The sequence below is a fragment of the Xanthomonas sp. NCPPB 3174 genome, assembly GCF_056725205.1.
In genome coordinates, this window is sequence record NZ_CM161517.1 from 891,277 (window position 1) to 909,847 (window position 18,571).

At 70.2% G+C, this 18,571-nt stretch carries 19 protein-coding genes; 6 read left to right on the top strand and 13 right to left on the bottom strand.

Going from position 1 to position 18,571, the window contains the following annotated elements; genetic code table 11:
- The first annotated feature begins 116 nt into the window (after window positions 1-116).
- Complete coding sequence (locus tag AC1PK7_RS03930) at window positions 117-1,559, top strand: NAD(P)(+) transhydrogenase (Re/Si-specific) subunit beta (RefSeq protein WP_371183988.1); 1,443 nt, start codon at window positions 117-119, stop codon at window positions 1,557-1,559.
- A gap of 197 nt (window positions 1,560-1,756) precedes the next feature.
- Here the strand turns inward: AC1PK7_RS03930 and AC1PK7_RS03935 are convergent, their stop codons facing one another.
- On the bottom strand, window positions 1,757-2,176 hold the full coding sequence (locus AC1PK7_RS03935; RefSeq protein ID WP_420008986.1) for a hypothetical protein: 420 nt from the start codon (window positions 2,174-2,176) through the stop codon (window positions 1,757-1,759).
- Between the two features lie 105 nt (window positions 2,177-2,281).
- Here AC1PK7_RS03935 and sufT point away from each other — a divergent pair, with 105 nt between their 5' ends.
- From sufT to AC1PK7_RS03950, 3 genes are all read left to right on the top strand, one after another.
- A complete protein-coding gene (gene sufT, locus AC1PK7_RS03940; protein ID WP_010341241.1) occupies window positions 2,282-2,833 on the top strand; it encodes a putative Fe-S cluster assembly protein SufT in 552 nt (183 codons plus the stop codon).
- Between the two features lie 109 nt (window positions 2,834-2,942).
- On the top strand, window positions 2,943-4,043 hold the full coding sequence (locus AC1PK7_RS03945; protein WP_019800954.1) for a branched-chain amino acid aminotransferase: 1,101 nt from the start codon (window positions 2,943-2,945) through the stop codon (window positions 4,041-4,043).
- A gap of 573 nt (window positions 4,044-4,616) precedes the next feature.
- A complete protein-coding gene (locus tag AC1PK7_RS03950) occupies window positions 4,617-6,392 on the top strand; it encodes a S8 family peptidase (RefSeq protein WP_481100835.1) in 1,776 nt (591 codons plus the stop codon).
- A 319-nt stretch (window positions 6,393-6,711) separates the two neighbouring features.
- Here the strand turns inward: AC1PK7_RS03950 and ybaK are convergent, their stop codons facing one another.
- The 4 genes from ybaK to wrbA all read right to left on the bottom strand — a co-directional run bounded on the left by ybaK (window position 6,712) and on the right by wrbA (window position 8,709).
- Window positions 6,712-7,185, bottom strand: a complete 474-nt coding sequence (ybaK, locus tag AC1PK7_RS03955) for a Cys-tRNA(Pro) deacylase (protein ID WP_209249106.1) — start codon at window positions 7,183-7,185, stop codon at window positions 6,712-6,714.
- A 9-nt stretch (window positions 7,186-7,194) separates the two neighbouring features.
- Window positions 7,195-7,680 (bottom strand): asparaginase domain-containing protein, encoded by a 486-nt coding sequence (locus tag AC1PK7_RS03960; protein WP_010341245.1) that lies wholly within the window; start codon window positions 7,678-7,680, stop codon window positions 7,195-7,197.
- A 79-nt stretch (window positions 7,681-7,759) separates the two neighbouring features.
- On the bottom strand, window positions 7,760-8,116 hold the full coding sequence (locus AC1PK7_RS03965) for a DUF2069 domain-containing protein (protein ID WP_481099955.1): 357 nt from the start codon (window positions 8,114-8,116) through the stop codon (window positions 7,760-7,762).
- Complete coding sequence (wrbA, locus tag AC1PK7_RS03970) at window positions 8,113-8,709, bottom strand: NAD(P)H:quinone oxidoreductase (protein WP_017909078.1); 597 nt, start codon at window positions 8,707-8,709, stop codon at window positions 8,113-8,115. Before wrbA ends, AC1PK7_RS03965 begins: the two co-directional genes overlap by 4 nt.
- 76 nt (window positions 8,710-8,785) lie before the next feature.
- Here wrbA and AC1PK7_RS03975 point away from each other — a divergent pair, with 76 nt between their 5' ends.
- Complete coding sequence (locus AC1PK7_RS03975; protein WP_010341248.1) at window positions 8,786-10,060, top strand: YihY family inner membrane protein; 1,275 nt, start codon at window positions 8,786-8,788, stop codon at window positions 10,058-10,060.
- Window positions 10,057-10,698 (top strand): TlpA family protein disulfide reductase, encoded by a 642-nt coding sequence (locus tag AC1PK7_RS03980; protein WP_420008989.1) that lies wholly within the window; start codon window positions 10,057-10,059, stop codon window positions 10,696-10,698. The genes AC1PK7_RS03975 and AC1PK7_RS03980 overlap by 4 nt, the downstream gene beginning before the upstream one ends.
- Window positions 10,699-11,162: 464 nt before the next feature.
- Here AC1PK7_RS03980 and ppk2 read toward each other — a convergent pair whose 3' ends face one another.
- From ppk2 to hemA, 8 genes are all read right to left on the bottom strand, one after another.
- Complete coding sequence (gene ppk2, locus AC1PK7_RS03985) at window positions 11,163-11,951, bottom strand: polyphosphate kinase 2 (RefSeq protein ID WP_371181155.1); 789 nt, start codon at window positions 11,949-11,951, stop codon at window positions 11,163-11,165.
- Window positions 11,948-12,292 (bottom strand): helix-turn-helix domain-containing protein, encoded by a 345-nt coding sequence (locus AC1PK7_RS03990; RefSeq protein WP_017911650.1) that lies wholly within the window; start codon window positions 12,290-12,292, stop codon window positions 11,948-11,950. Before AC1PK7_RS03990 ends, ppk2 begins: the two co-directional genes overlap by 4 nt.
- 13 nt (window positions 12,293-12,305) lie before the next feature.
- Window positions 12,306-12,824, bottom strand: a complete 519-nt coding sequence (moaB, locus tag AC1PK7_RS03995; RefSeq protein ID WP_481099956.1) for a molybdenum cofactor biosynthesis protein B — start codon at window positions 12,822-12,824, stop codon at window positions 12,306-12,308.
- A gap of 212 nt (window positions 12,825-13,036) precedes the next feature.
- Window positions 13,037-13,669, bottom strand: a complete 633-nt coding sequence (locus tag AC1PK7_RS04000; protein WP_481099957.1) for a hypothetical protein — start codon at window positions 13,667-13,669, stop codon at window positions 13,037-13,039.
- A 301-nt stretch (window positions 13,670-13,970) separates the two neighbouring features.
- The gene (locus tag AC1PK7_RS04005; protein ID WP_481099958.1) at window positions 13,971-15,686 is read right to left on the bottom strand and encodes an O-linked N-acetylglucosamine transferase, SPINDLY family protein; all 1,716 of its coding nucleotides are present in this window, start codon (window positions 15,684-15,686) and stop codon (window positions 13,971-13,973) included.
- Between the two features lie 40 nt (window positions 15,687-15,726).
- On the bottom strand, window positions 15,727-16,179 hold the full coding sequence (locus tag AC1PK7_RS04010) for an N-acetyltransferase family protein (protein WP_481099959.1): 453 nt from the start codon (window positions 16,177-16,179) through the stop codon (window positions 15,727-15,729).
- On the bottom strand, window positions 16,176-17,261 hold the full coding sequence (gene prfA, locus AC1PK7_RS04015; RefSeq protein WP_481099960.1) for a peptide chain release factor 1: 1,086 nt from the start codon (window positions 17,259-17,261) through the stop codon (window positions 16,176-16,178). Before prfA ends, AC1PK7_RS04010 begins: the two co-directional genes overlap by 4 nt.
- On the bottom strand, window positions 17,239-18,522 hold the full coding sequence (gene hemA / locus AC1PK7_RS04020; protein WP_041499938.1) for a glutamyl-tRNA reductase: 1,284 nt from the start codon (window positions 18,520-18,522) through the stop codon (window positions 17,239-17,241). Before hemA ends, prfA begins: the two co-directional genes overlap by 23 nt.
- Window positions 18,523-18,571 lie beyond the last annotated feature (49 nt).

An 18,571-nucleotide genomic window follows, 5' to 3' on the forward strand; every position in this document is an offset into this window, starting at 1 on the left:
GCATCGCCGCGGCGCTGGCCGTGTCCGCCTTGCTCGCGTTGCTCGGCATCGCGCTGGTCTTTCTTTCCTACTTGCTGCCGCTCGGGCAGATGTCCTTTTTCGGAGCACGCCTGCTGATGGAACTGTTGCCGATCCTGATCAAGAGCAGCTATCTGGTCGCCGCCACCCTGTTCCTGCTCGGCCTGCAGCGCATGGCCTCGCCCAGGACCGCGCGCAGCGGCATCCGCTGGGCCGGCTTCGGCATGCTGCTGGCGACCGCCGCCACCTTCCTGCTGCCGGGCCTGCACAACCTGCCGCTGATCGTGCTGGCGATCGCGCTCGGCACCGCTGCGGCATGGATCTCGGCCAAGAAGGTGGCGATCACCGACATGCCGCAGATGGTGGCGCTGTACAACGGCATGGGCGGCGGCTCGGCGGCGGCGATCGGCGCGGTGGAACTGCTGCGCTTCTCGTTCCTGATGCGTCGCGACACCACCCACTGGAGCGAGGCGGCGATCGCCGCGCTGGCCGCGCGTCAGCCCGACGCCACCACGCTGGCGCTGGCGGTGATCGGCTCGGCGATCGGCGCGGTGTCGCTGTCCGGCTCGATCATCGCCTGGGCCAAGCTCGACGGGCGCCTGGACAAGCGCGTCACCTTCCCCGGGCAGCAGGCGTTCAACCTGCTGGTGTGCGTGGCGATGCTGGGCGTCGGCGCGTGGGCCGCGATCAGCCTGAGTCCGCTGGCGATCGTGCTGTTCTTCGTGCTGGCGCTGGCCCTGGGCGTGCTGATGACCCTGCCGATCGGCGGCGCCGACATGCCGGTGGTGATCTCGCTGTACAACGCCTTCACCGGCCTGGCGGTGGCGTTCGAGGGCTACGTACTCGGCAACGAGGCGCTGATCATCGCCGGCATGATGGTCGGTGCGGCCGGCATCCTGCTGACCCGGCTGATGGCCAAGGCGATGAACCGGCCGATCCGCGGCGTGCTGTTCTCCAACTTCGGCGGTGGCGGTCAGGCGCAGGCGATCGCCGGCAGCCAGAAGCCGATCGAGGCCGGCGACGTGGCGGCGATGATGGCCTACGCCGAGCGCGTGGTGATCGTGCCGGGCTACGGCATGGCGGTGGCGCAGGCGCAGCACAAGATCTGGGAACTGGCGCAGCGGCTGATCGAGCGCGGGGTCAAGGTCAAGTTCGCGATCCACCCGGTGGCCGGGCGCATGCCCGGGCACATGAACGTGCTGCTGGCCGAGGCCGGCGTGCCCTACGACCTGATCGCCGACATGGACGACATCAACCCCGAGTTCGCCAGCACCGACGTGTCGCTGGTGATCGGCGCCAACGACGTGGTCAACCCGGTCGCCAAGACCGACCCGGCCAGCCCGATCTACGGCATGCCGATCCTGGACGTGGTCAATTCCAGGAACGTCATCGTCATCAAGCGCGGCAAGGGCACCGGCTTCGCCGGCATCGAGAACGCGCTGTTCTATGCCGACAACACCCGCATGCTCTACGGCGACGGCGCCGAGGCGGCCGGCGCCCTGGTCAGCGAACTGAAGGCGCTGGACGGCGGCGGGCACTGAGCCGTTGCAGGTGGGGCAGGGGTGACGTAAGCCGGAGTCGTAGGAGCGGCTTCAGCCGCGACCGGACCTTACCGGTAACGCCCATCGCGGCTGAAGCCGCTCCTACAAAAAGCGATGCGCTTCAGCGCGAGGGCGGATGATCGGGATGCCCTCAGGCCGCGCCATGCCAGCGGCGTCCGCCGCGCCCCGGCCTTGGCTCAGCGCGCGCTGAAGTACGCCGCGGCCACGCCGATGCCCAGCCACAGCAGATCGCCGGGGCTGTTGGCCAGCAGGGTCAGGGTCCAGGCGTAGTAGGCGCCCATCTTCAGCGACGAGTCCCACACGTTCAGGCCCAGCCCCGCGCCCATCTGCGCGGCGGCGATGCCCCAGTTGGCGGCGACGATCACCAGCACCGTGGCGACCATCGCCACCGCGATGCGCAGTGGCCCGCGCGGCAGGCCGCCCAGGCGCAGCATCCAGGCAATCTCCAGCGCCACCACCACGGCCATCCAGCCGGCCTGGCGACCCAGCGACAGCGCCACCAGCAACCAGGCGATCAATGCGGTGAAACAGCCCATGGCGAGCAGCAGGGGCCACAGCCAGTGCGAGGACCTGGCCGGCGTGGAGGAAGGCGGCATTCGATGTTCCCGGAGAAGGCGTACAGGATACTTCCGGCGCGCGCCCCGCGCACTCGGATAAACTGCACGACTTGCACCGGCGGGGCCTGGCCCCATATCGCCCCCATGTACTCACGCAGCAGCGAACCTGTCCAATTCGAACGCGATTGCGCCGCGGTGATGGTGCCGCAGGGCGACGCGGTGACCCTGCCGGCCGGCAGCTATGGCTATATCACCCAGGCCCTGGGCGGCAGCTACACGGTGTTCGTGGAGGGCAACCTGTTCCGCATCGCCGGCAAGGACGGCGACGCCATCGGCAAGGAGCCGCCGCCGGGGCTGGAACTGCCCGAGGGCGCCGGCGACGAGCAGGTGGAAGCCTTGATCTGGCAGCAGTTGCGCACCTGCTTCGACCCTGAGATCCCGTTCAACATCGTCGATCTGGGGCTGATCTATGACGTGACCATGCACGCGCGCGACGATGGCCAGCGCACCGTCGAGGTCAAGATGACCCTGACCGCGCCCGGCTGCGGCATGGGCGAGATCCTGGTCGACGACGTGCGCAGCAAGCTGGAGATGATCCCGACCATCGCCGAGGCCGACGTCGAGCTGGTGTTCGATCCGCCGTGGGGCCGGCATATGATGTCCGAGGCCGCGCGTCTGGAAACCGGCATGCTCTGACCCGCGCGCGACGCCTCGCGCGTCGCGGTGGGAGGCCGATCGGGCGCCGCCGCTGCTGTCGCCACGACGCTGCGGCCTGGCCATCCCTCGACTACCACAGGAATTCCCGGTGTCCGCTACCGAGCCGTCCACGCAGTTCCGCCTGACCCCGTCCACCGCCGCACGCAGCGCCGAGGCGCGCGCGCAGATCCTCGCCGCGCCGGGCTTCGGCAACTATTTCACCGACCACATGGTCGCCATCGAATGGAGCCGCGAGCAGGGCTGGCACGACGCCGAAGTGCGCGCCTACGGCCCGCTGGCGCTGGACCCGGCCGCCTCGGTGCTGCACTACGGCCAGGAGATCTTCGAAGGCATCAAGGCCTACCGCCATGCCGACGGCTCGATCTGGACCTTCCGCCCGGAGGCCAACGGCAAGCGCCTGCAGCGCTCGGCGCAGCGCCTGGCGCTGCCGGAGCTGCCGGTGGACCTGTTCGTGGAATCGCTGCGGCAGTTGATCGCGGTCGACGCGGCCTGGGTGCCGTCGGCACCTGAGACCAGCCTGTATTTCCGTCCGTTCATGATCGCCAACGAGGCCTTCCTGGGCGTGCGCGCCGCGCAGAAGGCCGGCTACTACGTCATCGCCAGCCCGGCCGGCGCCTATTTCGCCAAGGGCGTGGCGCCGGTGGCGATCTGGCTGTCCACCGACTACGCGCGCGCCGCCAAGGGCGGCACCGGCGCGGCCAAGTGTGGCGGCAACTACGCCGCCTCGCTGCTGCCGCAGCAGCAGGCGCAGGCGCAGGGCTGCTCGCAGGTGCTGTTCCTCGACCCGGTCGAGGGCAAGTACATCGAGGAACTGGGTGGCATGAACGTGTTCCTGGTGATGCGCGACGGCAGCCTGGTCACCCCGGCGCTATCGGGCAGCATCCTGGAAGGCATCACCCGCGACAGCATCCTGCAACTGGCCCGCGACCGCGGCATGCAGGTGGTGGAGCGGCAGGTGAGCATCGACGAGTGGCGCGACGGCGTCGCCTCGGGCGAGATCGCCGAGGTGTTCGCCTGCGGCACCGCCGCGGTGGTGACCCCGATCGGGCAGCTCAAGGGCAAGGACTTCGCGGTGGGCGATCTGACCGCCCCGACCGGCCCGGTGACCCTGTCGCTGCGCCAGGAACTGACCGACATCCAGTACGGCCGCGTCGCCGACCGCCACGGCTGGCTGGTGCGGCTGGGCTGAGCCGAACGCCCAACGCTGGGGCGGCTGTCGGCCGCCCTGGCGAATGGACCTCATGCCCCTTGGCGCATGGTCCGACAGCGTTGGCCATCGCCGGCGACGTCCGCGCTGGTGCGCCGGGGCGTGCGATGCGTCGCCGCCCCCGCCTCCGCGCCTTCCTTGGAGTCCGCTCCCCGGACATTTCGTGTCCGTCCCGATGATGGGGCTGCCATGCAGGCGACCTCTGTCGTCTGTATCCACTGTCTCCTTTTCTTGTCCCGTGTGTCGCGCGGGAGCCAAAAAGCTGCCCCTGATTTGCCAAGTTTGGCGTCTTTCTATGCTGCATTGCAGCAAAAATGAGGTCAAGTTCTCTTTATGACATAGACGATTGTTGCATTTCGTCGTTTTGTACAACGGATTTCCGTCACGCCCTGCTCCATACGCGCTTGTACTGAGCTAGCGTCGATGAATGGTCGGCAACACGCCATCCGACCGGGCTCGCAACGCACGCCAGGTTCAGGTTTCGACCGGACCGGTGCGGCGCGGAACACCGCCATCAGGCGGCTACTCAACCGAAAGGAAGTCCGAATGTCCGAAATGTCGCATCGTGGGTCGCGCCAGCGTCCGTGGCTGGTCGTGCTGGGCGCCTCCGCTCTCACCTCGCTGCTGTTGGCCACCCCAGCCTTCGCCGGTGACGTGAACCTCTCCGGCCTGTCTTCCGAGCCGACCATACAGCGCTTCATCGTCAAGACCCGCGATGCCGCGCCGGTCAGCATCTCCAGCGCGTCCGCCGCCGCTGCGGCGCCCTCGGCGGCGCTGCGCGCGACGCTGCAGTCGGCCGCCGCCGCGCTGCCGGCCAAGAACGGCCGTGCGCTCGGCCTGACCAGCCTGCGCCGCCTGGCGGTGGGGCCGGAAGTGGTCAAGGCCAGCCGTCCGCTGGACCGCGCCGAGGCCGAGACGCTGATGCGGCAGATCGCCGCCGACCCGAACGTCGAATACGTCGAGGTCGACCAGCGCATGACCATCGCGCTGACCCCGAACGATCCGCGCCTGGGCGACCAGTGGGCCTTCGGCACCACCAACGCCGGCATCAACGTGCGCTCGGCCTGGGACAAGGCCACTGGTGACGGCGTGGTCGTGGCGGTGATCGACACCGGCATCACCAGCCATCCCGATCTCAACGCCAACGTCCTGCAAGGCTACGACTTCATCAGCGATGCGGATGCCGCACGCGACGGCGACGGCCGCGACAGCAACCCGGCCGACGAAGGCGACTGGGCCGCCGCCGGCGAGTGCTATTCCGGCTCGCCTGCCTCCAATTCCAGCTGGCACGGCACCCACGTGGCCGGCACCATCGCCGCGGTCACCAACAACGGTACCGGCGTGGCCGGCACCGCGTTCAAGGCCAAGATCCTGCCGGTGCGCGTGCTCGGCAAGTGCGGCGGCTACACCTCCGACATCGCCGATGCGATCACCTGGGCCTCCGGTGGCACCGTCAGCGGCGTGCCGGCCAACCAGAACCCGGCTGAAGTGATCAACATGTCGCTGGGCGGCAGCGGCACCTGCTCGACCACCTACCAGAACGCCATCAACGGCGCGGTCGGCCGCGGCACCACGGTGGTGGTGGCGGCGGGCAACAGCTCGACCAACGTGTCCAGCTCGGTACCGGCCAACTGCAACAACGTGATCGCAGTGGCCGCCACCACCTCGTCGCGGGCCAAGGCCAGCTACTCGAACTACGGCGCGGGCATCGACATCTCCGCGCCGGGCTCGAGCATCCTGTCCACGCTCAACGACGGCACCACCACCCCGGGCAACCCGAGCTACGCCTCCTACAACGGCACCTCGATGGCGACCCCGCACGTGGCCGGTGTGGTCGCGCTGATGCAGTCGGTGGCGCCGACCGCGCTGACCCCGGCGCAGGTGGAAAGCACCATCAAGAACACCGCGGCCAGCTTCTCCTGCTCGCAGGGCTGCGGCGCCGGCTTGCTCGACGCCAACGCAGCGGTCACCGCGGCGCAGAGCGGCGGCAGCAGCGGCGGTGGCGGTGGCGGTGGTGGCAGCAGCAACGAGCTGCAGGACGGCGTGGCGGTCACCGGCCTCAGCGCCAGCAGCGGCTCCTCGCTGAACTACACCGTCAAGGTGCCGTCCGGTGCCAGCAGCCTGGTGGTCACCACCTCCGGCGGCAGCGGCGATGCCGACCTGTACGTGCGCTTCGGCAGCGCGCCGACCGATTCGGCCTACGACTGCCGTCCGTACAAGAACGGCAACAACGAGAGCTGCACCTTCAACTCGCCGCAGGCCGGCACCTACTACGTGCGGGTGAAGGCGTACAGCACGTTCTCCGGGCTCAGCCTGAAGGCCGACTACTGAGGCACTCCGTCGCGGCGGCCGCACCATGGCCGCCGCGCACCTCCCGGTGCCGGATCGCAGCGGTCGGCCAGGATGCCGATGCTGCCGCTCTCGGTCGCCCCGCGCTTCGGCGCGGGGCTTTTTTATGGGTAAACGGCGCGCGCTATCGCATGGCGCGGCATGGCGCTACGTCCTGCGCGCCATCGCCGCAGTGGTCGTGTGGATCCGCTTGCTGGCACGAGCATGTGAATCCCGGTGTCCGCCAATGCCACGGCGCAGGCGCGGTGGGACGCGGCGATCGGCAGGATCGCGCTCTACGCCACCCGCGCCGACGCCGCCATCACTCGCACAGATCGCAGGCACGCGCCTGCAGCGCGTCGAGCACCTGCGCGGCGTCCATCTCCAGCAGCAGGCCGCGCTGCCCGGCGTTGAACCAGACGCTGCCTGCGCCCAATGCCGATTGCTCGATCAGCACCGGCGCCGGCCGCTGCTGGCCCAGCGGGCTGATGCCGCCGACCTTGTAGCCGGTGCGGCGCTCGGCCTCGGCGGCCTCCATCATCCGCGCCGCCTTGCCGCCCGCGGCGGCGGCCAGTTTCTTCAACTGCACGCGGCGGTCGGACGGGACCACCACGCAGACCGCGCGCGTATCGACCCAGGCCATCAGGCTCTTCAGCACCCGCTCCGGCGGCAGGCCCAGCGCCTGCGCGGCCTGCAGGCCCTTGGCGCCGGCTTCGGCTTCGTAGTCGTAGGGATGCAGCCGGTAGACGATGCCGGCCGCATCCAGCGCCTTGGTCGCGCGCGTGGCCTTGGACATCGCGGTCGCTCAGGCGGCTTCGAAACGGTTCGCCGCCACGTTCTTGCGCACCTTCTGCGGATCCCAGATGCGCCCGTTCATGGCGATGTAGACGCCGGCCGGCAGCGACTGCACCGCGCCGACCGCGCAGCCGATGTTGAACTCGGCGTCGGAGCCACGGAAGCGCGCCGGGTTCAGCGCGCCGGTCATCACGATGGTCTTGCCCTCGATCGCCTGCAGCACCTTGCCGGTCTGCACCATCGAGTCGGTGCCGTGGGTGATCAGCACATGCCGCGCCGACTGCGCGGCGATGGTGGCGCGGATCAGTTCGCGGTCGTCGTCGGTGATGTGCAGCGAATCCTTGCGGATGATCGGGATGACGGTGAAGCGGAAGGTCACGCCCAGTTCCTTGAGGATCTGGCCGATCTGCGGGTCGCCGATCTGGTAGTCGGACTTGTCGTCGAAGTAGATCTTGTCGATCGTGCCGCCGGTGGTGACGATCAGGAGTTCTTCCATTGCCGTTCCTAGAAGCATGTCGGGACGCGGCGGTGGCCGCGCAGGCCGTCCATGATACCGGGCGCGGCGGGGCGGCCGCTCAGTCGCGCCCGGCCGCGTCGCGGCGACGGGCGAAACGCGCGCGGATGCCCGGCGCGCTGGACAGGCCCACCACCAGCAGCGCCAGCAGCAGTTCCGCCCAGCCGTAGCCACGCTGTGGCGGGTGGCTCCAGGCGATCATCACGCCGTGGCTGAACCACAGCAGCGCGCCGACGCCGCTCCAGAACCGCGCCAGCGCCGAGCCGCGCAGCACGCCCACGGCGAGCAGCAGCGGCGGCAGCGCGAACACCAGCAGGGCGGCCAGGCGGTGGCGATCGTCGTGGAACCAGGCCGCGAACAGCGCCGCCAGCGCCAGCAGCGTCGCCCCCAGCGCCATCTGCAGGCGCCCGCCGCTCATGGCGCCGCCAGTCGCTGCGCGATCTCGGCCAGGCGCCGGCCGAGCGCACGCGCCAGCTGCGCTTCTTCCTCGCTGGGCTGCGGATCGTCGTCGGCACCGGCGACGTGGCTGGCGCCGTACGGCGTGCCGCCGCTGCGGGTGCTGCTGAGCAGCGGTTCGGTGTAGGGAATGCCGACGATCAGGCAGCCGTGGTGCAGCAGCGGCAGGTGCATCGACAGCAGGGTGGCTTCCTGGCCGCCGTGCAGCGACGCGGTCGAGGTGAACACCGCCGCCGGCTTGCCGGCCAGGGTGCCGCTGGCCCAGTCGGCGCCCAGGCCGTCGATGAAGTGCTTGACCGGTGCGGCCATATTGCCGAAGCGGGTCGGGCTGCCCAGCGCCAGGCCCACGCACTCGCGCAGGTCGCTGGCATCCACGTACGGCGCGCCGCTGTCGGGCACCGGCGGTGCGCTGGTCTGGGTGACCGCCGCCACCGGCGGCACGGTGCGCAGGCGCGCGGCCATGCCCGGCACCTCGCCGACGCCGCGCGCGATCTGCCGCGCCAGGCGCGCCACCGAGCCGCCGCGGCTGTAGTACAGGACCAGAATCTCGGCCATGCGGCCCTCTCGTGGATCGGAACGGCTGCCAGTATCGACGATGCCGGCGTCCATGCGCATCGGGTACCCTTGCCCGATGCAGCCGCTGGACACCGTCAATCTCTGGGCCGATCGCCTGCGCGACCGCGCGCGCATGCGCAGCTTCGCCGGCTTCCTGTGGCGGCGCTTCATCGACGACCGCCTGTTCCAGGCCGCAGCCTCGCTGGCCTACACCACCATCTTCGCGCTGGTGCCGCTGGCGGTGGTGGTGTTCGGAGTGCTGTCGGCGTTCCCGGTGTTCGACAAGTGGAGCGACCAGCTCAGCGACTACATCTTCTCCAACTTCGTGCCGGCCGCGGCGCGCTCGGTGGAGTCCTACCTGCGGCAGTTTTCGGCCAGCGCCGGGCAACTGACCACCGCCGGCGTGATCGCGCTGGTGGTCTCGCTGCTGATCACCCTCAACAGCGTCGAGCAGACCTTCAACCAGATCTGGCGGGTGGTGTCGGCGCGGCCGCAGCTGACCCGCTTCCTGGTGTACTGGACCGTGCTGACCCTCGGCGCGCTGCTGGCCGCGGCGTCGCTGGCGGTGTCGGCGCGGTTCTTCGCGCTGCCGCTGTTCAAGACCAGCGAGGGCCGGCTGCTGGCGCAGGTGGTGCTGAGCGTGGCGCCGGTGCTGATCGAGTTCGTGTGCATCACCCTGGTGTACCGGGTGGTGCCGCACCACACGGTCAAGCTGCGCCACGCGGTGCCGGGCGCGCTGCTGGCGGTGCTGCTGCTGGAACTGGTGAAGTGGGGCCTGAGCCTGTACCTGGGCAGCTTCCAGTCGTACCAGCGCATCTACGGCACGGTCGCGTTCGTGCCGATCTTTTTGCTGTGGATCTACCTGAGCTGGATCGCGATCCTGCTCGGCGCCTCGGTGTCCTCCTCGATCGCCGCCTTCCGCTACCAGCCGGCCTCGATGCGCCTGCCGGCCGGCTACGAGATCTATGGCCTGCTGCGCCTGCTCGGGCGTTTCGCGCAGGCGCGCAAGCAGGGCAGTGGCCTGCAGGAGGACCAGATCCTGCAGCTGGAGCCGATGCTGACCGACTCGCTGATGCAGCAACTGCTGTGCGAACTGGAACGCATCCGCCTGCTCCGCCGTACCGAGCAGGGCGACTGGCTGCTGGCCCGCGACCTGAGCGACCTGCCGGTGGCCGAGCTGTACGAGAATTGCCAGCTGCGCATCCCTGTCGTCGAGACCTATCTGCCGTGCCGCGACGACGCCCTGGGCCAGGCGGCGTGCCGCGCGCTGGACGAACTGCGCCTGCCGTTGCGCGACGTGCTCAAGCGTCGCGTCGGCGACCTCTACACCGAGATCGGAGACCTTGCATGACCGCCATGCGCCTGTTGTTCCCGCTGTTCGCCGCCGCCGCCCTGCTGGCGGGATGCGACCGCCAGCCCACGCCGAAGCCGGCCGACGGCGCCGCGACTACTGCGCCATCCTCCGCGCCGAAGGCGCCGTCCGCCCCTGCCGCGCCGGAGGCGCCCGCCGCACCGGCGGCCGGACCGTCGGTGGTGCAGGAGACCCGCCCCGAGCCGACCCTGAAGATGAAGGCGGTGGACGGCCGCGAGTACGACCTGGCCGCGCACCGGGGGCAGTGGGTGGTGGTGAATTTCTGGGCGACGTGGTGCGCGCCATGCCTGAAGGAGATGCCGGAGCTGTCGGCGCTGCACGTGATGCGCGACAACATCGAGGTGGTGGGCCTGGCCTACGAGGACATCGAGCCGGCGGAGATGCAGGCGTTCCTGAAGCAGCACCCGGTCGCCTACCCGATCGTCATCGTCGACACCTATGCGCCGCCGGCCGACTTCGCCACCCCGCGCGGCCTGCCGATGACCTACCTGATCGCGCCCGACGGCAAGCTCGCCAAGCAGTTCCTGGGGCCGGTCACCGCCCACGACATCGAAACCGCGATCGCCGCCGCCGGTGGCCCGGCGCCTGGGCAGGGCAAGGGGAAGGCGGCGGGCTGAGGCTATCGGTGGCCTGGGTGGCGCGGCCGCCGCCCGGGATTGGGGATTCGGGATTGGAATGCGCGCTTCCGTGCGTGCTGAAGCGCCATGAGGGCGCCGTCGAATCGCTATCGAATCGCTGTAGGAGCGGCTTCAGCCGCGACGTGGAAGGCTGACCGCTGGTGTTGCCGCGGCTAAACCCGACCTCCATCCGATGCGTCCGGAATGGAGTGCAGTTGTTGTGGGAGGGACTTCAGTCCCGACGCCTTGTGCGATGAGAGGCTTGGACGGCTTCGCCCGTCGCGGCTGAAGCCGCTCCTACCGGAGGCAGGATCTGCTTTGCATTCGGTGAGCCGCGATCCAGCGTAGGAGCGGCTTCAGCCGCGACCTGTTCCCACCGAATCGGCTAACGGCGCCGCCCAACAACGTGCGATCGCATGACGACCGCACGCCGCACGCCGCACGCTTCACCCAATCCCGACGCCCTAATCCCCATTCCCGACGTCATACGACGGAATCGGCTGCAGCAGCCCGAACTTTTCCTTGTGCAGCTTGTGCTTCAGCGGCGGCAGGTCCAGGTCTGGTTCGTGCAGGCGGGTTTCCGGCAACTGGTCGAGCAGGTGCCGGATCAGGGTCAGGCGGCCACGCTTCTGGTCGTTGAAATCGACCAGGGTCCACGGCGCGTAGTCGCGGTGGGTGGCTTCCAGCATCGCCTCGCGCGCGCGGGTGTAGTCGGCGTACTGGCTGCGCGATTTCAGGTCCACCGGCGACAGCTTCCAGCCCTTCAGCGGGTCGTGCAGGCGCTCGGCGAAGCGCTTTTCCTGCTGCGCCTGGTCCACGCACAGCCAGTACTTGAACAGGCGGATGCCGTCGTCCACCAGCAGCCGCTCGAACAGCGGAGTCTGGCGCAGGAAGGCGTGGTATTCGGCATCGCTGCAGTAGCCCATGACCCGCTCCACGCCGGCACGGTTGTACCAACTGCGGTCCATCAGCACGATCTCGCCGGCGGCCGGCAGGTGCGCGATGTGGCGCTGGAAATACCACTGCGTGGCCTCGCGGTCGGTCGGCTTGGGCAGGGCGACCACGCGGCACTGGCGCGGGTTCAGGTGTTCGGCGATGGCCTGGATCGCGCCGCCCTTGCCGGCGGTGTCGCGGCCTTCGAACAGCACCAGCACGCGCTCACCGCTGTGCTGCACCGCCTGCGCCATCGCGGTCAGCTCCAGTTGCAGCGGTTGCATCAGAGCCTTGTACTGCTTGCGCTTGAGGTGACTCATTTGCTGCTCCGCTTGCGGGTACCGGTACCTGCCATGCTGCGCGCCACTTCCAGCAGCGCGCCCTGCTGGCGGGTGTCGAGGGCGCGGTAGGCCTGCAGCAGATCGTGTTCGCCGCGGGTACGTGCCGGGTCCAACTGGCTGGCCAGTTCGCCGAGCAGCGCACCGGCGGGCACGCCGAAGGTGCGTGCCAGGGCGGTGAGCTGGGCGCGTCCGGGCAGCTTCTCGCCGGCCATCCAGGCCTTGACCGTGGCCGCGCCGGCGCGCGGGATGGCCGCGGCGATGTCCGCGGCGCTCATGCCGCTGGCCTTGGCCAGCAGGCGCAACGTGGTGTCCAGGGGCATGCGGGAGTCCAGGTCATTCCTTCAGCCGCGGGCGCAGCGTGGCCAGATTGCAGGGACGGGTGCGGGCATCCAGTTGCGCGGCGATGATCCGCTCCCAGGCGGTGCGGCAGGCCGAGGTGGAGCCGGGCAGGCAGAACAGGAAGGTGCCATTGGCCAGGCCGGCGAAGGCGCGCGACTGCAGCGAGGAGGTGCCGATCTCCTCGACGCTGATTGCACGGAACAGCTCGCCGAATCCGGGCATCTCCTTGTCCAGCAGCGGCAGCAGCGCCTCGGGCGTGGAATCGCGGCCGGTGAAGCCGGTGCCGCCGGTGACCAGGATGCCGTCCACCTGCGGGTCGGCGATCCAGGCCGAGACCGTGGCGCGCATCCGGTAGCGATCGTCCGGCAACAGCGCCCGCGCATGCAGGCGATGACCGACGCCCTGGAGGGCGGCGACCAGGTAGTCGCCGGAGCTGTCCTGGTCGAGGGTGCGCGTGTCCGAGACAGTCAGCACGCACAGGTTCAAGGCGATGAAGTCGGCGTTGGCGCTCATGCCGGCAGCCTAGCCGCTCGCCCGGCCGGCGTACAGCCTGGGCGCGCCGGCGCTTCAGCCGCGGATGCGCTGTGCCAGTTCCATCGAGCAGCGGCACGGACAGGATTGCCGACCGCCGAGGGGTGAATGCCTGAACGCGGCATTCGTGGGCGTGGTCCGCGGTGCGGGCGGGAAGCAACGCACACGCACGCTGCAGGCACGTGTCTGTCGACTCAGGCGTGGATGCGGACGGAGGGCACTTCGTCGCCTGGCAGGACCAGGGCACGTGGCCGGAAGCGGCTGACGCGCGCGGCGCGATCGGCGGCCAGCGGCAGGCGCTCGGGTTCGCGCTGCAGTGCGCGACGCTGCGCATCCGCGCTGTGCCACTCGGTGCATTCGAGCAAAGTGCGGCCGTCGTCGGACAGGTACAGATGCGCGGCGATCAACCCACGCAGCGCGTGCGGGCCATCCTGCAGCGCGGCGAAGGCGGCATCGGCGCGGTCCTGCGCCTGCGCCGCATCGCGTGTCGCGATGCGGGTGACCACCACGCAGGACGGCGCACGATGGGGGGCGGACACGCCGCTGCGGATGCGCTGGTAGCGACGCAGCGTCCGTCGCAGCGCCGGCAGGCGTGCACGCAGCAGTCCATGCAGTTCCGGCGCCGCGTCGTAGCAGCAGCGCGCGTACAGCAGGTCGGGGGCATCGCCCAGCGATTCCATCCAGGTCAGGGCCTGCAGGCGGTGGTCGCACAGGCCGCGCACGCAGTCGAACAACGCGGTCCTGTCGGAGACGGCGGCCTCGGCCAGCAGCATGCTGCGCGCGGGTGCGGGAGGAGGGGGCAGGGGAGTGGGGGACGACAGCGACATCGCGGGATCTGCACGGGGAGCGTGCGTGCAGTGTCGGACCTCAAGTTGACTTGAGGTCAAGCATCTAGGCTGATCCAAGTGGTGGAGGTGCATATGCACATCTTGCGTCTCGCAGTCGCTGCCGGTGTGGTCTGCAAGGATCGGAAGTCCTCGTCGCTGGGTGAGTCGCGACGTCGCACGCACTCGGCGATCGGAGCATGTGATGCCAAGTTTTATCGGATAGACGAGGGCGAGAGGGAATCCGTTTCAGCGCCTCGCGCTACTCGATACATCTTGCGGCATGCAGCGCTTGCCCACGCGATTAGGCAGCGGCCGCGCCTTGCCAACCGTGGCGGGCCGCGGTGTCGCGCAGCAGCGCGGCGAAGTCCTCGGCGAAGCCCTGCATGTCGAACAGGCCGCTGTCCGCGCGCCGCGCGTGCAGTTGTTCGCGCAACGCCTGCAGCGCCGCGGGATCGCGCCCCAGGCGCACCGCGGTGGCGACGAATGCCGCGTCGTCGGCGGCATTCATCTCGTCCAGGCCGAGATGATGGTTGAGGCTGCCGGCCACGCGCGCGGCGAAGGTGCTGCCGGGGCAGGTCAACACCGGGCAGCCGGCCCACAAGGCATCGGAGGCGGTTGTGTGCGCGTTGTACGGATGCGTGTCCAGGAACAGGTCGGCGTGCCGATAGCGCGCCAGATAGTCCGGATGCGCCAGCTTGGGCATGAAGCGCAGGCGCGTCGCGTCCACGCCGGCCGCCGCAGCGGCCGCACGCAGCCGGTCATCGGCCTGGCCCGGGCCGGACAGCAGCCACAGCACGCTGTCGGGCACCTGCCGCAGCACCTCCAGCATCCGCGCCATGCTGCGCGGGCCGAGCTTGTAGCTGTTGTTGAAGCAGCAGAACACGGTGCCGCGCTCGGGCAGGCCGCAATCGCGACGCGTCGGCGGGGTGCCGACGACGCGGGTGTCGTCGGACGGCTGGAACGCGCGCGGCAGCCGCAGCACCCGCTCGCTGTAGTGCGCGTCCAGTGCCGGCGGCAGCGCGTAGGCGTCGCCGACCACGTAGTCGATCCATGGCGCGCCGGAGGTGCCGGGGTAGGCCAGCCAGTTCAATTGCACCGGTGCCGGACGCAACGCCAGCACTTCCGGCGTGCCGCCGCCGCCCCAACCGCGCAGATCGAACAGCAGGTCGATACCGGCGTCGCGGATCTGTTGCGCGGTCTGCCGATGCGGCTGCCCGGCCACGTCGTGCCAAGCGTGTGCAGCCGCCTGCAGGCGCGCGCGCAGCGCGCTGCGGTCGTCGCCATTGAGCGCGAACAGGTGCACCTGCAGGTCGGTATGCGTGCGCAGGCGCTCGAACAGGGCGACGGTCAGCAGGCCGGTGGGATGCGCGCCGAAGCCGTTGGACAGGAAGCCGATGCGCAGCGCGCCATCGCGGCGCACCTGTGCAGCCGGCAGAGGCGCGACGGTACGCGCCAGCGCCTGGGCGCGGTTGCGTGCGCAGCGCAGTTGTTCGTCCGCGCCTGCGTCCTCGTTGAGGAAGGCGAACGGTTCGATCGCCGGGTGTCCTTGCCGCACCGCGCTGCGCACCTGCTGTGACAGCGCGTCCAGCCCGCGCCAGTCGCACAGCTTGCGGCGCCAGTTCAGCAGGTAGGCTGCGATCGATGGCTCCTGCGGCAGCAGGGCGTGCGCATGTGCGTAGGCCTGCGCCGCCGCTTCGGCCTCGCCGCTGTCCTCCAGCGCGTGGCCCAGCCACACCGCGATGCCCGGGTGCTGCGGCGCTTGCTGCAGCGCCTCGCGCAACGCGTGCGCGGCTTCGGCATGGCGACCCTGGGTCCAGCGCACCCGGCCCAGGCGCGCCAGCGCCTCCGGATGACCGGGGCGCAACTGCAGCGCGCGCAGCGCGGCCTGTTCGCCGGCCGCCACCGCGCCGGCGCCAAGTTCGGCGTCGGCGAGCATCACCCAGGCCAGGAAGTCCTGCGGATCGCGCCGCACCGCGGCCTGCAGTTGCAGGCGTTCGTCGGCGCCGCCGCCGTTCATGCGGCCGTGGCGGCCGCGACCGACCGTGGGTGGCGCACGCTCACGGCACCAGCGCCTTGACGTAGTGCTGCGCGCTCAGCTCCTGCTGCCAGCCGCAGGCGCGGTACAGGGCCTGCGCAGCGAGATTGTCCTGCGCCGTCTCCAGCACGATGCGCACTGCGCCGTCGTCCGCGGCATGGCGTTCGGCGGCGTGCAGCAGCGCCTGCGCCACGCCGTGCCGGCGGTGCGCGGGTGCCACGTACAGATCGTTGAGGATCCACAGCCGTGCCGCCCGCACCGAGGAGAAGGACGGATACAACTGCACGAAGCCGGCGGCCTGTGCATCGCGTTCGGCCAGCAGCACGACCGACTCGGCGTTGGCCAGGCGCGCGGCGAGAAAGGCGTGCGCAGTCGCCGCATCCGGCGCCTGCCCGTAGAACTGGCGGTAGGCGTCGAACAGCGCCGCCAGGACCGGCAGGTCGTGCGCAGCGGCCTGGCGCACGCGCACGCTCATGGGCTGTCGCTCAGGCGCGCCAGTTCGTCGACCTGGTGCTCGTGGCTCAGGCGCCCGATCAGCGCATCCAGGTCACCCTCGATCACGTTCGGCAGGTCGTACAGGGTCAGGCCCTCGACGCGGTGGTCGGTGATGCGGCCCTGCGGGAAGTTGTAGGTGCGGATGCGCTGGCTGCGGTCGCCGCTGCCGACCTGCAGCTTGCGGTCCTGCGCCTCGGCCGCGGCCTGCTTGCTGCGCTCGGCCTCCAGCAACTGCGCCTTGAGCCGCTTCAGCGCCTTGTCGCGGTTGGCATGCTGGCTGCGTTCGGTCTGGCACTCCACCACCACGCCGCTGGGCACGTGGGTGATGCGGATCGCCGACTCGGTCTTGTTGACGTGCTGGCCGCCGGCGCCGGAGGAGCGGAAGGTGTCGATCTTCAGGTCGGCCGGGTTGATCGTGATCTCCTCCACGTCGTCGGCTTCGGGAATGATCGCCACCGTTGCCGCCGAGGTGTGGATGCGGCCCTGCGACTCGGTCGCCGGCACGCGCTGCACGCGGTGCGTGCCGGATTCGAACTTCAGCTTGGAGTAGGCACCGCGGCCGACGATGCGCGCCACGACCTCCTTGTAGCCGCCGTGCTCGCCGGGGCTGTCCGATTCCACTTCCACCTTCCAGCCCTGGCGTTCGGCGTAGCGCGCGTACATGCGGAACAGGTCGCCGGCAAAGATCGCCGCCTCGTCGCCGCCGGTGCCGGCACGCACTTCCAGGAACAGGTTGCCGTCGTCGCGCGGATCGCGCGGCACCAGCAGCAGCGCCAGTTCCGCGTCCAGCTCGGCCAGGCGCGCCTGCGCGGCGGCGATTTCCTCCTCGGCCAGCTCGCGCAGTTCCGGATCGGCGCGCATCGCCTCGGCCGAGGCCAGGTCGGCCTTGGCCGCCGCCTCGGCGGCCAGCGCGGCGGCGACCGGTTCCAGTTGCGCGAACTCGCGCGAGTAATCGCGGAAGCGCGTGTTGTCGCTCACCACCTCGGGGTCGGACAGCAGGCGTTCGAGTTCTTCGCGACGCTCGGCCAGCGCCTCCAGCTTACGGCGCAGGGTCGGTGTCATCGGTCTTCAGGATCGGGTGGAAATAGCCCGGCTTCTCCGGGAACAGGCGCTCGGCGGCGCGCGCCAGCTCGGCGTCGCCGCGCAGCGCCGCCTCGCGCAGCGCCGCGGTGGGCGGGTGCAGCAGTCGGTTGGTCAGGGTGTTGGCGAGGAACTCCAGCACCTCGTCGGCCGGCTTGCCGTGCGCCAGTTGCTGCCGCGCCTTGGCCAGCACGTCGTCGCGGGTGCTGTCGCCGTGCGCGCGCAGGCGCTTGAGCGGCGCCTGGCGGGTGCTGGCCTGCAGCGCCTCCATGTAGCGCACCACCTGCAGGTCGATGATCGCCTCGGCCGCCTCGGCGGCCTCGCGGCGGCCGCGACGGTTGTCCTCGACTGCGCGCTCCAGGTCGTCGACGGTGTACAGGTAGGCGTCGGCCAGGTCGGCCACGGCGGCCTCGATGTCGCGCGGCACCGCCAGGTCGAACAGCAGCATCGGCTTGTGCTTGCGTGCGCGCAGCGCCTGTTCGACCTGCGCCCGCGTCACCACCGGCTCGCGCGCGGCGGTGGCCGAGAACACCACGTCGGCTTCGTGCAGGTGGCGCTCCAGCTCGCTCAGTGGCAGCGCCACGCCGCCGTGGCGGCTGGCCAGTTCCTGTGCGTGGGCGAGGGTGCGGTTGGCGATCAGCAGGCGCCGCACGCGGCCCTCGCTGAGATGCTTGGCGGCCAGCTCGATGGTCTCGCCGGCGCCGACCAGCAGCACGGTCGATTCGCTGAGCCGGGCGAAGGAGCTCTGCGCCAGGCGCACCGCGGTGGAGGCGACCGAGACCGGATTGGCGCCGACCCGGGTGTCGGTGCGCGCGCGCTTGGCCACCGAGAAGGTCTGCTGGAACAGCCGGTCCAGGCGGCTGCCCATCGCCCCGTGCTCGCGCGCCAACGACCAGGCGTCCTTCACCTGGCCGAGGATCTGCGGCTCGCCCAGCACCATCGAGTCCAGCCCGGTAGCGACGCGGAACAGGTGCCGCACCGCGTCCGCGTCCTGGTGCTGGTACAGGTAGCCGTGCAGGCCGGCGGCATGCGAATCCAGCCAGTCGGCCAGGTGCTGCGCATCGCCGGCGATGGCGTACAGCTCGGTGCGGTTGCAGGTGGACAGCAGCGCCGCCTCGGCGACGTCGGGCAGCGCGCGCAGCGATTGCAGCGCGCGCGGCAATGCGTCGCCGGCGAATGCCACCCGTTCGCGCAGGTCGACCGGCGCGGTCTGGTGGTTCAATCCGAGCACCCACAACGTCATCTGTTCAGTTGCTTGCGATAAGCTGCTGGCCATTCAGGGCCCCATTTTA